Source organism: Paraburkholderia aspalathi (assembly GCF_905220735.1).
Taxonomy (GTDB): Bacteria; Pseudomonadota; Gammaproteobacteria; order Burkholderiales; family Burkholderiaceae; genus Paraburkholderia; species Paraburkholderia aspalathi.
Map to the genome: position 1 here is coordinate 1,091,706 of NZ_CAJNBA010000002.1, position 14,485 is coordinate 1,106,190.

The window sequence follows — 14,485 nt, forward strand, 5'->3', positions numbered from 1 at the left end:
CCCCGGTTGCCGATGTTACGAACTCACGTGCTTTCCCGTTCGACGATCTCATAGGGCAAATCGCTAAGTTGCTCGGGTTCATCAGCCGAGGTGCCGCTGCCCGCCTCCCCTAGCGCCTGGAGGATGCGCAGCGCGGCGATGCGGCCGATGTCGTAACGCGGTGGACGGACCGTCGTCAGCGAAGGCACCAGTTTGTCCGAAATAGAAAGGTCACCAAAGCCCATGATCGCGCATGTCTCGGGAATGGGTATGCGTTGATGAATACCATGCAGCAATGCGCCGGCCGCCAGATTGTCGTTGGCGAAGATGATGGCGTCAGCGGGACGACGGCCACGGGTCAAAGATTCGAAGGCAATCATCCCGGCATCGAGCGGGCTCTTGACGGTCGGACGGTATTCGAGCGGTGTGAGCCCCAGCTCTTCCATCATTGCCGTGTATCCCTCAGCACGACGATCGGCCCCAACATCATGCTGATGCGTCGGATGGACAAAAACGATTCGGCGATACCCTCGACCATGAAGGTACTGTACACAGTCGCGGCCAACGTTGACGTTGGAAAAGCCGACCGCAATCTGATTGGCCTTGGGCTTGTTGCTCCACGTATGCACGATAGGCACGCCCGCGGAGGCAAGCAGTTCACCTGTCTTGCGCGTATGCCGCTGACTGGTCAGGATGATCGCCGCGGGCGACCAGCCAAGAAATGCGCGCACGGCCGCCTCTTCCTCCTCCGCGGAATAGTCGCTTGTGGCAAGGAGCAGTTGGTAGCCGTTGGAGCGCAAGGTATCAGTCACGCCTTGAACGGTTTCCGCGTATACACCGCCCGCGATATGAGGAATGACCATCCCGATCGATTTACCGCGCGCTGAAGCAAGCGAGCCGGCAAAGACGTTACGCACGTAGCCGGTTTTCTCGATGGCTGCCGCAATGCGCTCCTGCAAGTCCGGTCCCACCATATCGCGGCTATTGAAATAACGGGAGACTGTCATGTGAGACACGCCTGCGAGTGCGGCAACGTCGTGCAACCTGACCCGACCTGCGCCGCGTCGTTTGCGGAGTGGCTGTGACATACAGAATTGTTCCTCAGAGAATGCCGGTTGGCCGATATCAATGGCTCGAGATACTAGCGTATGATAGCGCTACCAAAAAATGGCTGCGTATTCCCTCGGCGAAACATCATGAACGGCAGGGAATGCGCTCAGCGCCGGGAGCCCACGTTTATACCTGACCGGCTCGCAAACGTGCAATACGCGCGGAGGCCGAGGCCGTGCTGTGCCCCCCATGATTCCGAGGCTTTAGAAGAAAGCATGAAACGTTTCGAATGCGTTTTGGAAAGGCAGGCAGCGGTCGGTGAATGTCCACGCTGGGACGAAAGGCTTCAGCGACTTTGGTGGGTGGATATCTTCGCGCCGGCGCTGCATTGTTACGATCCTGAGAGCGGCGAAGACATGTCGATCGAGATGCCGGAACACATCGGCAGCTTTGCACTGACCGAAGATGGCGGCTTCGTAGCCGCGATGCGAAGCGATATCTGGCTACTCGATTGCGCCGGCCGGCCCCTGCGGCAACTGTGTCCCAATCCTGGCGATGCGAAGACGACCCGTTTCAACGATGGCCGTTGCGATGCTCACGGTCGATTCTGGGTTGGCACCATCGACGAAACACGAGTCAGCAACGCCGCCGCACTGTATCGACTGGACGGCGAGCAGTTGGTCCGGATAGACGACGGCTTGCTGAATTCCAACGGCCTGGCGTTCAGTCCAGACGGACGCTGGCTCTATCACTCCGATACGCCACGCTTTTCCATCTATCGCCGATCGTACGATGCGACTACCGGTATTGCTGGCGAGCGGGAGCCATGGGTCAATTTCGGTCCGTCCGAAACGGGCCAGCGTCGTCCCGATGGAGCCGCAGTCGACGCTGAAGGCTACTATTGGTCCGCGCTATACGATGCCGGTCGTGTTGTGCGGATTTCGCCTGCCGGCAAAATCGTTGCCGAGTATGAGCTTGCCGCGCGGTGCCCGACCATGTGTGCGTTCGGTGGCCCGGACCTACGTACTTTGTACGTTACGACGGCGCGACACGGGCGATCGGCAGCCGAGCTCGAAGCGCTACCGCTGTCAGGCGGCGTGTTTGCAATGAAAACGGACGTGCCTGGAATGATCGAACCGCGCTGCACCCTGCGCACGACCTGATTGTCCACACACCGCTTTTGGCCTGCTTGCCAGAATTAACCTGTCCCTACGAACCAATCTAAATCGTCAGTTCCGGTAGATCTTAATCGGCCGGTACGACGGGGACCAAGCTCTGGTCTGCAGTATCGCTATATCGCGTGGATAGAGGAAAGACGAAAGCCAGATGATCAGAAGCATCCGGCCTCCGAAGGCTATACCCGCTTTTTCAGCAAGTCGCTGAGGTCGATACCGTTCTTGGCTTCAGTCATTAAGTGATCCGGCGTCGGGCCCTTACGAGCGAGATCGACGAGAGCCTGATTCAGATCCACATACGGCCGCACACGGTGTTCGTATGCAGCAAACGCCTCCGCCGGCTCATCCCAGTGCCGAACCAGTTCGCAAGCCAGCACGAAAGCACCGACGAGCCCGAGGCTCGTACCTTGCCCCGAGAAAGGGGATGCGCAGTGTGCCGCGTCACCGGCAAGCACGACACGGCCTTTAGACCATGACGGCATGCGGATCTGCGCGAGCTCGTTGTAATAGAACTGATCGGTCGTCTTCATTGCGTCGATGAAGCGGGGAAAGTCGCCCTTCAGGTGAGCGCACTGGCCGGCCACAAGCTGCTTTTGCGCATTCGTATCGCTGCGGGACATTGCAGATCCCGGAACCGCGAAGCCAACGCCAATCCGGAGTTCGCTCTTGTCGTGGCTGGGATAGATCACGTAGCCGACGCCCTCCTCCCGGTGGCCAAGTTGCCAATCGATCAGATTGATCAGGTTCGGCGTCGAGAAAAGGGCGAGAACTACGCCCAATGGGTGAACAACCATGGATTCATCGTCGAAACACTGCTTGCGGACATTCGAGTAGATGCCGTCGGCGCCGATCAGGAGATCGAATTTCCGGTTAACGCCGCTCGCGAACGTCGCCGCCACGCCGTCGCCCTGATCGTCGATTGCGCGGATGCTGTCGCCGTAGACGAATTCCACGCGTTCGCTCATCGCGCCCATCAGAAGCTCGCACAGGTCATCGCGGAAAATTTCGATGTCATCGCTGTCGAGCCGGCCAGCACTGAAGGTGCGCTTTTCGGTACGTTGAGTCTCGCTGCCATCGGCATCGAGCATCGACATGCCCTTCAGCCGCGTTCGCAGCCCCCGGGCGTCCTCGAGCAATCCCATCTCCTCGACGACATCGAGCGCGATGCCCCGAATGTCGACGGCTTGCCCGCCCCGGCGAAATGCCGGGGCCTGCTCGATCAGCGTCGCGGCAAACCCCGCGCGATTCAGCCAGTATGCCAGTGCCAATCCCGTGACGCCTGCACCGGAAATCAATACGTTTCCATTCATCATAGGCACCGTCGTTATCTGTCATGCAGGATTAATATGAGTTGAACGCTTGTTTTGAAACTCGCGTTCGCTGGCGCTAGCATAGGCAAAATATACGCTGAATCACCTAACCGAAAGAGGCGCTTGCGTGACGGGTGGGCAGCTTTGCGGCTCGTGCGGGTCTGCCGGCAGATCCGGCCGATACATCGTCACTGCCTCTTCCCAGCGACTCACGACAGGCTAAATTGAACGAATCAACAACACGCACAAACGGCGATGCCTCATGCACGCCCTGAGCCAGTAGAAAATAGCAAAGATACGGAAAAATCTGCTCGCTCAGTATTTGACTGCACTCCACCGGCAGCATCGCGGTGATGTTATCTATCGCCATGACGTCGATGCCCTCGGGAGTTCGAAACACGGGTTGCTCAAAGTTAGTCGGCGCCGAATAAATCGGGATCGGGTTGTCTGGATGCGTCGGCTCGCAGCTCACATCGCCAATCAGGCCGATACGGGTGTCCGCGTTGATCATGTCCTTCGACAAAAATATCGGCGTATCTTGGGATAGCTTGATGCAGTTGAATACGATGTCGTACTGATGCAGCAACGCCCTTCGCTGAATCTGGTCACTAGTAATCTTCGGCGACCGATCGAATCCAAGCCCAACCTCGTCGAGCAGATGCGCGACCCCGCTGCCCGACTTTCCACGATGTCCGATGACCAGGATCCTGGGAATTGGCACATGCGCGGTGACCAGTGAACGCGCGTACGCGACCAGTTCGGCACAACTGGCGAACTGCAACGGCACGCGATACGCTCCTGTGCGTTCACATTGTCTCTGCTTCCAGATGTCCAGACAGGCCGTTGCGGCACACAATCCAGCCAGGTAGCCGGCGCCGCCTGTAACGAGCTGTGCGCCTGAGGGGTCCTTGATCTGCTCCAGATCGTAAAGAAACCCACCGCCGCTCTTGAATCGCTCGAGCAAATCGACTGAACCTGTTTGTCTCTCGTAGGCATGCGCAAAGTAGAAGTGTCGATGCCTCAGCGGAAAGGACGCCTCCGGAAGCTCCTTAAGACCTAGAATTAACGTGTCCCTACTGGCGAATCTCCAGCTACCCTTCTCGACAAGAATGCAGCCTTGCTTCCGATACGCCGAGTCGCTAAAAATTCGGTCCCGCGACGCTTCAACACACACACGATAGCCATTTTTGACCAGTATTCGCGCGTGAGCGGGGATCAATGGGGTTCGCCGTTCGTTCAGCTTGGTTTCGGCGCGTAGCCACAGGGTATGCATCATTTTCTCTCCTGGATGCAGGATGAACTGCGTCGATCAGCGTGCCTGAAGTCAAGACGTCAGTGATTCTTCACGCACAGGTTCTTCAATCAGATCTTCAAAGAAGCGCCGTTCAAACCCGCGGAACCTGGCATAGTCCCGGCAAAGCTCCTCGCGACTGTCCGCCAGGAACATGACATAGCCAGGGTGACCCAGTGAATACTGGGTTCTTTCGAGATTCCCACCCGCCTGGATTGCGAGTTTGATGCTCATCAAACTTGGGATCTCGAAGAATCCATTCAAACCGATCTCGGATCTGATCCGACCACTGACGTCGGCGGACATATAGACGAAGCGCGCAAACCTGGACGGGGCGTCTGAATAGAGTGTTGTCCTGCTGGAAAAAAGATGCGGGGCGATCAGGCTATCTGCAAGGACAGAGATCTGGCTGTATCCATGGCACTCTTCAACAATCGAGAAGTCCAGTCCGCCGGCCAACCTCGCCCCTGTCTCGATCAGACGCGGCCCATCCGCAGTGAGCATGACTTCGGAATGAGCCGGACCATTTCGTATCTGCAGCGCGTCGAGAACTTCCCCGACGTAGCTCGAAACAGTGGCGAATTCCGGCGACTGTCGGCTCACGGAATCGGAGTACTCGTCAATCAGAAAGGTATTCTCATGGTGATTCACATCCAGCCAGACATCGGTGACGAAATGTGTTCCCTCAACCGATACCGTGTTGACAACATAGTGTCGTCCCTCAAGAAATTCCTGAATCACGTATTCGTCGTTCACTTTTCCTGTGCAGTTGATCTTGTTGATATTCTTTTCGAAGACACTCACAATCTCTCGCTCGTTCTCACAGATTCCCACGCCGTCCGAATAGCCGCCAAGACTTGGCTTCATGACGACCCGCGTAAAGTCATTGCTGCGATACCAGGAGAGTAATCCGTCTATCCTGTTCGACACGAACTGTTCCGAGCTGGCGACGCCCTCATGCCTGAGCGCTTCGATCATGTGATATTTGTGTCGATGGAACCGCCAGCTACCCGCCGGATTCCTGGGAACGTCGAAACACTGGGCTATCTTGTTCGCAGCCACTACGCCCGTATCTCCTGCCGCCAGTACGGCTTTCACGCTGTACCTGTTCAACTTGGCGACGAGATCGGTGATGGCCCAGTCATCGTCGGAGGGAAGCCGGAACTCTGTTGTAAAACAGCTGGAGTTGCCGGGCTTCTTGCGCGACAAATCGCCAACATCGACGTGGATGCATTGATAGCCCCGCCCCTGCAACGTTGGGGCGATATAGTAGCCCTTGGAATCGGCGCCAACGATAACAACTGCTTGCCTTTGCTGTTTCATGTTATGTGCTCCCCAGAATCTGAATGGAATGCAGTGCGGGAAAATTGCTCATGCCGCACACTTCCGGATGACCACCACCACCTGCCCGGGTTCAGTTGCCGTCTCTGTTGGCAACGTCGCGAGGAGATGCTTGAGACGCCATCGCAGAAAGTGTGTCGTGGCTAACTGATCCATGTGAGGGCGAAAGTCTTTCAACCACTCGTTGACGTCCCATCGCGCAATGCCCAACTCGTAACTGACATCGGCAGACGCAGCCTCGAAGTCGATCAGATCCAGAATCTCGCCAGCAGAAAGACCTTCGCGGTGAAAATAACCCAAACTTTGAACCAATGCATTCGACCACTGGCAGAGCGTATAAGTCGTTCGCTGTGACGCTATGGTCTGATCGCACCAGGGCTCACAAATAACGACTCCATGGCGTGCCACGCGCGCCGCCTCTCGCATGGCTCCCTGGGGGTTTGGAACGTGATGAAGCGAATTGGCAATCAGCACCCAATCGAAATGGCAATCGTCGAATGGCAGATGTCGCATGTCGCAGACCATCGCGCCCACCCCGGCACTTTGCAGCGACACCACTGAAGGTTCGTGCGTATCGACACCATATGTGTCGACGTGATGGCTGCGCTTTAGCGCCACGAGTTTGTGCCCGTCGCCGCATCCCATTTCCAGCAAGGAGGCGGGGAACGGCTCCAATCGTGACAAGCGCTCCATCAATCGCCGGTCACCAACACTTAAGCGAGGATCACACATGCTGAACGGCCTCCTTCATCGATTCCAGGAATATGCGGCCGCGCTCGGTGAATTCGGCATGGGATCGAAGAATCGCATCACCCTGCATGAACCTTGCAGCGTAGGCCGCTTGTCGCGTGTGGAAAGAGAGCGGGAGCGCGCCAATGGGCAGATGTGCAGCTGTTTCGGCCGACCTGCCACGCTCGTGCGCGTAGCCCTCGAGTTCTGGTGCGCTTCGATACGCATAAAGCAGGCGAAAGAACACAAAATGCGCGTGCAGTACACCCTTGACCGGTCTCAATGTCTGTCGCGCTGGCGACGGTGCCAGCGCCGAACCGTTCGTCACCAGTGGATCAAACGTCATCAACAGATTCAAATAAAGATGCGACGCTTCATGAACCAGCCGGTCGAAATAGAAAAGCCGCTGATGCTGCTCGCTGGCGTGTTGTAGCGGTCGAACGAGAATCATGCCGAAGCTCGACAAGCTCGATGCCGCTTCCGCCGAAAACGACGGCGGCATCAACTGAACGACCGACACAATACTGTCAAGTTCGTCTGCAAGATCGGGATAGCGGGCCGCAATGAGCGTCTTCGTTGCGGCACAATGCCGTCCGGCCGTCTGCGCGACTGAGGGGTCAACCGCGGAGAAATCACCGCCGGTCTGTGTTCGACGCTCCACCCCGCTACTGGAGAAGTCGGCACGATTTACATCGGACTCGGCAGCGTTGTGGCGCGCGCGAGTGAAAGAGAGCGTGATGTCGTCGACACCTTGCCGGATTTCAAACTCATCGCAATATGGCGCATGGAGACAGTCACGCAATGCCTTGCAGCGTTGAACGACAGCAAGCGCGTCTGATCGAGCCATGCTCTCCAGCAGGCTGAAATACGCGAAGTACGGCTCCGGCGCATATCTTCGCGACGGATCAAGCGCCTCAACCAGGGCGCGCTCTTGCGTGAGCGGTTCTGGAATGACGCGTTCAATCTCCTGCAGCACTTTGAAAAGCGAGTCCTTCAGCCTTCTCTGCAGTTCTATCCGGAGCGCTCTGCCTGATCCAGGGCGCGGAAGCGCCAACTCTCGCCACTCGGAATGATCTTGCAACGTTTCAGAAATGGTTTTCATAAGAATGGATGGCTCCGCGACTGGAGCGCGGAGACACGTCAATTGCCTTGAAACCGACAAAACCATGACGTGCTCCGCTGTTGGACCTCAGGCCAGATACTGCAAGGTTGGAACGAGATCCGATCCGTCCGTGACGATGTCCGCAGGCACCTTGAATCCTTCCTCATGCGTGGTAATGAGGGCGTTGATACCTTGAGACGTGGATGTATCCAGCTTGTTGGTCGTAGACATGAGTCACTCCTATTTCAAACAGACAGTTGGGAATCGAAAGCAACGCATCGTTTGGTATCTAAAGCGAGCTTCCGGAATAGAGTGTCCTTCACGTTTCTGAGGTGTGAATTAGGGCAAGCCACGACCCAAACCGAGTCCGTGGATCGCTATCTCTAGCGCCTAATTTCTGGTTAACTTTCCTCGCCTATTCTTCGTTCCAATGGACCAGCAAACCGAGTCAAGGTACGTCATAGATTCGCGCGACAGTGCCGAGTATCGGGGCACTTAAGCAAGAGAGGAGAAGACGATGAGTGTGATAACCGAAGAACGCCTGAGCATCCTGAGCGAAATCGCGACCGATTGCTTCGATGTCGATACGTACGCATTAAACCCTGAGCTGCCGGACTTACGCGTTCCGGTGAGACCGGTCGATATCGTCCGCGCACTCGAAACCGCCTACGACATGGGTCTGATCGCGGGATATCATTTGATGCGCTCTGGGCGGACGCGTTACTGACATCGAGCGAAGGAGCCTCCCCATGAATACGCCGCTAAGATTCGCAGTACTCGCGATTACCTTGGCGTGTGCCACCCTATCGACCACCGCGCACGCGCGAACCGCGAGCTATCCGCATGAACCGGCGTGCATGGAGCCGCCCGCGACGTCCTCGATCTATGCAGGTCATCACGAACAGATCGCGGACACTTCACGTGGCCCACTCGCCTATTACCGATTCGGTCATGGCAGCCCGCTCCTACTCGTCACCGGCTATCGCGCGACAATGTCCGAATGGGACGCAACGTTCCTCGCCGAACTCGCGAAACATCATGACGTCATCGTCTTCGACAACCGCGGCATCGGGCGTTCGATGCCCAATGCCGCGAGTTTCACGATCGACGACATGGCAAGCGATACCGCCGCGTTGATCGACACGCTGGCCTTGAAGCACGCGACGGTGGTCGGATGGTCGATGGGCGGCTCAATCGTGCAGCAACTCGCGATCGACAAGCCTCAGGCAATCGGCAAAATGGTATTGATGAGTGCTTTGGCGCCAGGCCGAACCGGCATCCCGGTGCCTGCGGACGTCATGGCGAAACTGGCGGGCGGCCCTGGCGTCACGTTCAACGACGTCATGGCCGTTCTGTTCCCAGCATCAAGCGTGAAAGACGCCGAGCGGTGTTTCGCCAAGGATATGTTCAAGCCCTCCGGCTACCCGTCGCCCGCCATTTCCGGCGTGGTCACGGATGGTCAAACCGTCGCGCTGGAAGCGTGGGAAACGGATGATAAGGCCCCCGACGCGCTACGCTCGGTGCGTATCGATACGCTGGTGCTGTCGGGCGACGACGATGCCGTCGTCGTCAAAGAGAACGCCGCAGCGCTCACGCGCTTATTGCCCCATGCCCATCTGCTGCTGGTTAAGCAAGCAGGACACGCGATGATGTATCAATACCCGGTCGCGCTGGCGCGTGCGATCGGCTCATTTGCGCGTCACTGAAGTGCCGCAATTGAAGCCTCGAAAGGGGCGAATGAACATCGACGCGTACCCGGTCGCCATACCTCGAAATCATCTGACGAATAAATTTTCCCATTGGAAAGATGTTGACGCGACGAAGAATCCCACTTAATATTTCCGCTGGAAAGATTGCCGCTCACCTCAACGCTGCCGGCCCATTTGGCCCTTAAACAGCTGATGCCGGGTCGCGGCTCTTTTATCCGATGGAACAAGGCGATCCTGAAGAAGACTGGGCTCATACGCCTTGAATACAGCAGTCTGGTCGGCCAGGGCGAATCGCATGCCGCCACGAAGAAGCGGTGCCGGATTGCCTTGTTCTGCTCGCATGTGGAGATTTCTTTACCCGCGCAGCTTCCGTCTTCCTGATCCTCAACTGGCATGAAGACATTGCCAGCGACCCTTAAAAAGTTGGTCAAATGCACGCGTTACACGCCCTATTTCAGAGGTCGCCGGAGGTTGCGCTTTTCCTCTCGCTCGCGATCGGATATTACGTCGGTCGCATCAATTTCGGCTCTTTCCAGCTAGGCGGCGTGGGAGGAACGCTGCTCGCGGCCGTGCTCATCAGTCAAGCCGGTGTCACCATCGACAGCGGGGTCAAGGCGCTGATGCTGAGCGTATTTATCTATGCGGTTGGGTATTCATCCGGCCCGCAGTTTTTTGCGTCATTCAATCGCAAGACGCTCCGCGAATTCGCGCTGGCTGCTTTTCTTGCCGCGTCGGCACTCTTTACCGTGGTTGCCTGCGCAAAGCTATTCCACCTCAATAAAGGCCTCGCCGCGGGTCTGGCGGCGGGTGCGTTGACACAGTCAGCTATTGTCGGCACGGCCGGAGACGCAATCGCGAGGCTTGGGCTGCCCCCGACAGAAGTAAAGTTTCTGCAATCGGAAGTGGCGATCGCCTTTGCCGTGACCTACGTGCCTGGCTTGCTAAGCGCGATACTTGTCTGTGTGAATATCGTGCCGCGATTTATGCGCGAAGGTCTGCATGACGCGGCGATCAAAGTCGAGAATGCGGCTGACGGCGGCATGCGGCTGCGGCCCGGCCGGAGCGCATCAATGCCAGGACTCGTCGGCCGGGCGTACCGCGCGGGGCCAGCTGCAGGCCGAACGATCGCGGAAATCGAAGTAAGCCAAAAGGATTTGATCAATATCGAGCGTATTCGTCGGGAAGACAGACTAATCGATCCGGCGGCGGACGTGGTGCTGCAGAAGGACGACATCGTTCTGATTGTGGGCCTGCGCAAGTGGGTGGTAGTTGCCGCGGCACTGCTTGGAGAAGAGGTCGCGGAAGCCGAGGGCATATCTGTCGAGATGGAGAGTCGGCAAGCGGTTTTTGCCAGAAAAGGCATGAACCATGTGACGATTTCGAAGGCCCGCAATTCACTCGATCGGGCGCTGCGTCGTGGTGTGTTTATCCTCGGCATAACGCGGGCTGAGCGGCCACTGCCTCTCCTTTGGGAAACCGAGTTGCAGCATGGTGACGTCATTACGTTCTATGGAACGCCTGAAAACACCAAACGAGCGGTCGAGGTAGCGGGTTATGACTTGCCCTGCTCGGATAAAACCGACTTCGTTTATCTGGGACTAGGTCTGGTTTCTGGTCTGCTACTAGGGCTTGTCGTAACTTATGTCGGCGGTTTCGCGTTGACGCTCGGTGCAGGTGGGGGCTGCCTCCTGATGGGGCTGGTGTTTGGCTGGGTGCGCGGCAAATATCCGAAGTATGGGGCAATGCCTTCGGCTGCCGCACAACTGTTAAAGGATTTCGGCTTGTCCGCATTCGTTGCCGCGGTCGGTCTCAATTCCGGAATGCAGGCGCTCTTAACGATCCGGCAAAGCGGGATAACCATTTTATTACTCGGTATCTTTGTCGCGCTCTTTCCGTTGCTCCTTACCATGCTATTCGGCCGCTACGTATTGCGCTACAACAACTCAGCTTTGCTCGCCGGTGCATTGGCCGGCTCACGTGCTGCCAATCCGGCATTCGGTCAGCTGTTGGAAAAGTCTGAAAGCGCGGTGCCGACCGTGCCCTTTGCAGTCACGTATGCAATCGCGAGCGTGCTGTTGGCGTTACTTGGACCTCTGCTCATTGAGCTCGTTTGAGGGTGACTGCATTTCGACAGTCCCTGGTTGTCTTATCCGGTAGAACGAGACGATCTCGGATAGCGAAGCAATCAAACTAAAAAATCGTCTTACAAAATGAACGGGGCTATTAATCCCCATGGCGTTCGGAACTCGATAACGGGAACGCCTCGGGCACAACATCGAGAGAAAGATGAGAATATTACTGGCTGAAAGTGACCTGCATACGGGTCAAAGTCTTTTTTGCGCTTTGAGAGATGCGGAATACACCGTCGACTGGGTACGGGACGGCCGTGCCGCCAGCCTTGCAATCGCAGCAAGCTATTACGCGGTCGTGCTCCTTAATCTGAGTCTTCCGCGCATTGGCGGCATAGCGTTGTTGAAGGCATCACGTGCTGCGGGCAACAAGGTTCCCGTCCTGCTCCTTAGCGCACACGATGATCCGGAAACGCATGCACGCGGTCTAGATACCGGCGCCGACGATTGCATACTCAAACCATTCGTTATTCGTGAGTTACTTGCACGCATTCGCGCAGTTCTGCGGCGCACGACAGGCTATGCGACCTCGAGAATCGGCGACGAATTTCTTGGTCTCGATCTTGAAAGGCGCACCCTTCTCCTGAATGGTGTCGAGTCGCAGCTGTCGGCGCGTGAATTCACGTTGATGCATGCCTTGCTTGAACGTCGGGGCGCGGTACTCTCGCGTAGCCAACTTGAAGAGCGACTGTATGGTTGGGGCAGAGAGATTGAAAGCAACGCGGTCGATGTATTGATCCATGCAATCCGAAAGAAATACGGGCAATCCTTGATCCGGAACGTCCGGGGCCTTGGCTGGTCGATAACGTCGGAGAATCGGTAATCAGCGCGCGCGACACCGGTGCCTTAGCCTGCCTGTCTTCGTGCATCGTGATCTGCTGCGTCTGCTGCGTCTGCTGCGTCTGCTGCGTCTGCTGTGTCTGCTGTGTCTGCTGTGTCTGCTGTGTCTGCTGTGTCTGCTGTGTCTGCTGTGTCTGCTGTGTCTGCTGTGTCTGCTGTGTCTGCTGTGTCTGCCATTATTCGGCCAGTTCCCTGAAGTGCGCATTGCACGGTGTCAGTCCAAGACTTGCAATCGCGGCGCGGTCCACTTTCCCTTGCTCAGTAAGAGGCAGGCGATCAACAACGCAGATACGCACTGCATTGCCGATGAACACGCCGAACGTGGCTTCGAGCGCGCGCACACATTGCACGACGCCCACCCGTTTTCCGTCCCACGGCTCGACCGCGGCGATCCATCCGTGCTCGCTAGCATCAGTGTTCGCCGCGAAAGCCGCTGCATAGCGAACGTCGGAAAGCTCGCACAGAACTTCTTCAATCGGAGTGGGACCGATCGCACGTCCGTCAACCTCGGCGACATCCGTTGCGCGACCGAGAACATGCAGGTTGCCGGCTTCGTCGAGGAAGCCGATATCGCCCGTCAGGCAGTAACCGTCCTGAAACTTCTCAGCCGATTCGACTGCCTGGTTGTAATAGCCCTGCGCCACCGCGCGGGACCTTACCTCGATTTTTCCATGCTGCCCGGTCCGCGCGAGCGTTCCATTGGCGAGACGAAAGCGCACCTCGACGCCCGGCCGAACGCGGCCAGCACTGGCTAGCAGTTCAGGGGCCGTCACATAGCTGGCCGCAGGCAGCACGCTGACGAGACCCGCCTCGCTCGCTCCATACATATGGGTGAGAACAGGCCCCAGACGCGCGATCGCGCGTCGCCGCAGGATCGCGGGCGATGATCCGCCGATGTGCGCGAGGGACCGAAGTGAGGACAGGTCACGTCGGCGGACATCCGGATGATCCATGACTTCGAAAAGCTGCGGCTCGACCAGAAACATATCGGTGATACGTTCCGCTTCAATCGTCGCGAGCGTCTGCGCGGCGTCGTAGCGGCGCTCCAGCACAATCGTGCCGCCGCCGATGAGGGTCCTGTCGACCAGCACTTGGGAAAGATACGCGAGCGGGCCATTGATGAGTTGACGCCTGCCTCTCGCATCCGCCTCACCGACCATAGCGGAATAGGCCGCAAATGAACGATGACTGCCTTTAGGCACGCCCGTCGTGCCCCCTGACGAGACAATCACAGCACGATCGTCAGCCACCGCGCGGCTATGCATCGGTAGATCGGACTGCGCCTGTGCGAGCTTGTCGAGTCGGGCAGATTCAGAGCCGGTGCCGACGTAAACGACGCGCGTGTTCACCGCGTCGGGGACGAGTTGCGCGGTCGGCTCGAAGACGACCAGCAGCGTAGGCTGGATCCGCTCAAGCAGCACAGTACGGCGATCGGCGTCCGCGAGCGCAGGCAGGAACATCGTCCCTGCGCCCAGGAGGTTCGCTGCATAGCGAATCGCGAGTGCGTCAGGGCAGTTCGAGGCAAACTGCGCGACAAGCGAGTCTCGACCGATGCCGAGCGCCTCAAGCGTACGCGCATAGCGAAAGATTGCGCGACGTAGCGCATCGCCCGTTACGTTGCTCTTTTGATAGCGCAACACCCCCTGATCGGTTCGCGTCTTCAATTGATCGAGTAATGCGTCGATGTAAGACCGATAGGCTACGTGTCCGTTGTCTTCCATGACGACCTCTTGGGTAGTGGGATAGGGTTCAGAGCTGCAGGGGTAGGAGCGTCGGCTGCCCGCGAACAACGCGGCCCGACACTTGAATTACACCTGACGCATCATGCGC

The 14,485-nt window shown here is 57.5% G+C and carries 14 protein-coding genes; 5 read left to right on the forward strand and 9 right to left on the reverse strand.

Annotated features, from left to right (window positions below; translation table 11 throughout):
- Positions 1-23 precede the first annotated feature (23 nt).
- A complete protein-coding gene (locus tag KHO30_RS15735; protein WP_211701531.1) occupies positions 24-1,067 on the reverse strand; it encodes a LacI family DNA-binding transcriptional regulator in 1,044 nt (347 codons plus the stop codon).
- Positions 1,068-1,238: 171 nt separating this feature from the next.
- On the opposite strand from KHO30_RS15735, the gene KHO30_RS15740 reads away from it, so the two are divergent.
- Positions 1,239-2,192, forward strand: a complete 954-nt coding sequence (locus KHO30_RS15740; protein ID WP_244864058.1) for an SMP-30/gluconolactonase/LRE family protein — start codon at positions 1,239-1,241, stop codon at positions 2,190-2,192.
- A 191-nt stretch (positions 2,193-2,383) separates the two neighbouring features.
- Here the strand turns inward: KHO30_RS15740 and KHO30_RS15745 are convergent, their stop codons facing one another.
- The 6 genes from KHO30_RS15745 to KHO30_RS15770 form a co-directional block, all read right to left on the reverse strand.
- Positions 2,384-3,517 carry an FAD-dependent monooxygenase gene (locus tag KHO30_RS15745; protein ID WP_211701532.1) on the reverse strand — a complete coding sequence of 378 codons (1,134 nt, stop codon included), beginning with the start codon at positions 3,515-3,517 and terminating at the stop codon, positions 2,384-2,386.
- Positions 3,518-3,620: 103 nt separating this feature from the next.
- Positions 3,621-4,790, reverse strand: a complete 1,170-nt coding sequence (locus KHO30_RS15750) for a Rossmann-fold NAD(P)-binding domain-containing protein (RefSeq protein ID WP_211701533.1) — start codon at positions 4,788-4,790, stop codon at positions 3,621-3,623.
- A gap of 48 nt (positions 4,791-4,838) precedes the next feature.
- Positions 4,839-6,128, reverse strand: coding sequence for an ATP-grasp domain-containing protein (locus KHO30_RS15755; protein ID WP_211701534.1), 1,290 nt, complete (start codon positions 6,126-6,128; stop codon positions 4,839-4,841).
- A 48-nt stretch (positions 6,129-6,176) separates the two neighbouring features.
- Complete coding sequence (locus KHO30_RS15760; protein WP_211701535.1) at positions 6,177-6,878, reverse strand: class I SAM-dependent methyltransferase; 702 nt, start codon at positions 6,876-6,878, stop codon at positions 6,177-6,179.
- Entirely contained in the window at positions 6,871-7,977 is a 1,107-nt protein-coding gene (locus tag KHO30_RS15765; protein WP_211701536.1) for an aKG-HExxH-type peptide beta-hydroxylase, read from the reverse strand. The genes KHO30_RS15760 and KHO30_RS15765 overlap by 8 nt, the downstream gene beginning before the upstream one ends.
- Before the next feature lie 87 nt (positions 7,978-8,064).
- Positions 8,065-8,208 (reverse strand): hypothetical protein, encoded by a 144-nt coding sequence (locus KHO30_RS15770; protein ID WP_211701537.1) that lies wholly within the window; start codon positions 8,206-8,208, stop codon positions 8,065-8,067.
- 286 nt (positions 8,209-8,494) lie between these two features.
- Between KHO30_RS15770 and KHO30_RS15775 the strand changes: the two genes are divergently transcribed.
- Positions 8,495-8,704, forward strand: coding sequence for a hypothetical protein (locus KHO30_RS15775; protein WP_211701538.1), 210 nt, complete (start codon positions 8,495-8,497; stop codon positions 8,702-8,704).
- A 22-nt stretch (positions 8,705-8,726) separates the two neighbouring features.
- A complete protein-coding gene (locus tag KHO30_RS15780) occupies positions 8,727-9,683 on the forward strand; it encodes an alpha/beta fold hydrolase (protein WP_211701539.1) in 957 nt (318 codons plus the stop codon).
- On the opposite strand, the gene KHO30_RS15785 is transcribed toward KHO30_RS15780, so the two are convergent.
- Positions 9,677-10,123, reverse strand: coding sequence for a hypothetical protein (locus tag KHO30_RS15785; RefSeq protein ID WP_211701540.1), 447 nt, complete (start codon positions 10,121-10,123; stop codon positions 9,677-9,679). The genes KHO30_RS15780 and KHO30_RS15785 overlap by 7 nt on opposite strands.
- Between KHO30_RS15785 and aspT the strand changes: the two genes are divergently transcribed.
- Together aspT and KHO30_RS15795 are read left to right on the forward strand one after the other, a co-directional pair.
- Entirely contained in the window at positions 10,118-11,800 is a 1,683-nt protein-coding gene (gene aspT, locus KHO30_RS15790; protein WP_211701541.1) for an aspartate-alanine antiporter, read from the forward strand. The genes KHO30_RS15785 and aspT overlap by 6 nt on opposite strands.
- A 172-nt stretch (positions 11,801-11,972) precedes the next feature.
- A complete protein-coding gene (locus tag KHO30_RS15795; RefSeq protein ID WP_211701542.1) occupies positions 11,973-12,638 on the forward strand; it encodes a response regulator transcription factor in 666 nt (221 codons plus the stop codon).
- Positions 12,639-12,831: 193 nt separating this feature from the next.
- Here KHO30_RS15795 and KHO30_RS15800 read toward each other — a convergent pair whose 3' ends face one another.
- Positions 12,832-14,376, reverse strand: a complete 1,545-nt coding sequence (locus KHO30_RS15800) for a class I adenylate-forming enzyme family protein (RefSeq protein ID WP_211701543.1) — start codon at positions 14,374-14,376, stop codon at positions 12,832-12,834.
- Between the last annotated feature and the right edge of the window lie 109 nt (positions 14,377-14,485).

Bases quoted from the DNA above. Each gene is read 5' to 3' on its own strand.
- KHO30_RS15775 (WP_211701538.1), top strand. From the start codon at position 8,495: ATGAGTGTGATAACCGAAGAACGCCTGAGCATCCTGAGCGAAATCGCG.
- KHO30_RS15765 (WP_211701536.1), bottom strand. From the start codon at position 7,977: ATGAAAACCATTTCTGAAACGTTGCAAGATCATTCCGAGTGGCGAGAG.
- KHO30_RS15755 (WP_211701534.1), bottom strand. From the start codon at position 6,128: ATGAAACAGCAAAGGCAAGCAGTTGTTATCGTTGGCGCCGATTCCAAG.
- KHO30_RS15780 (WP_211701539.1), top strand. From the start codon at position 8,727: ATGAATACGCCGCTAAGATTCGCAGTACTCGCGATTACCTTGGCGTGT.
- KHO30_RS15760 (WP_211701535.1), bottom strand. From the start codon at position 6,878: ATGTGTGATCCTCGCTTAAGTGTTGGTGACCGGCGATTGATGGAGCGC.
- aspT (WP_211701541.1), top strand. From the start codon at position 10,118: ATGCACGCGTTACACGCCCTATTTCAGAGGTCGCCGGAGGTTGCGCTT.
- KHO30_RS15770 (WP_211701537.1), bottom strand. From the start codon at position 8,208: ATGTCTACGACCAACAAGCTGGATACATCCACGTCTCAAGGTATCAAC.
- KHO30_RS15795 (WP_211701542.1), top strand. From the start codon at position 11,973: ATGAGAATATTACTGGCTGAAAGTGACCTGCATACGGGTCAAAGTCTT.
- KHO30_RS15745 (WP_211701532.1), bottom strand. From the start codon at position 3,517: ATGATGAATGGAAACGTATTGATTTCCGGTGCAGGCGTCACGGGATTG.
- KHO30_RS15800 (WP_211701543.1), bottom strand. From the start codon at position 14,376: ATGGAAGACAACGGACACGTAGCCTATCGGTCTTACATCGACGCATTA.
- KHO30_RS15750 (WP_211701533.1), bottom strand. From the start codon at position 4,790: ATGATGCATACCCTGTGGCTACGCGCCGAAACCAAGCTGAACGAACGG.
- KHO30_RS15735 (WP_211701531.1), bottom strand. From the start codon at position 1,067: ATGTCACAGCCACTCCGCAAACGACGCGGCGCAGGTCGGGTCAGGTTG.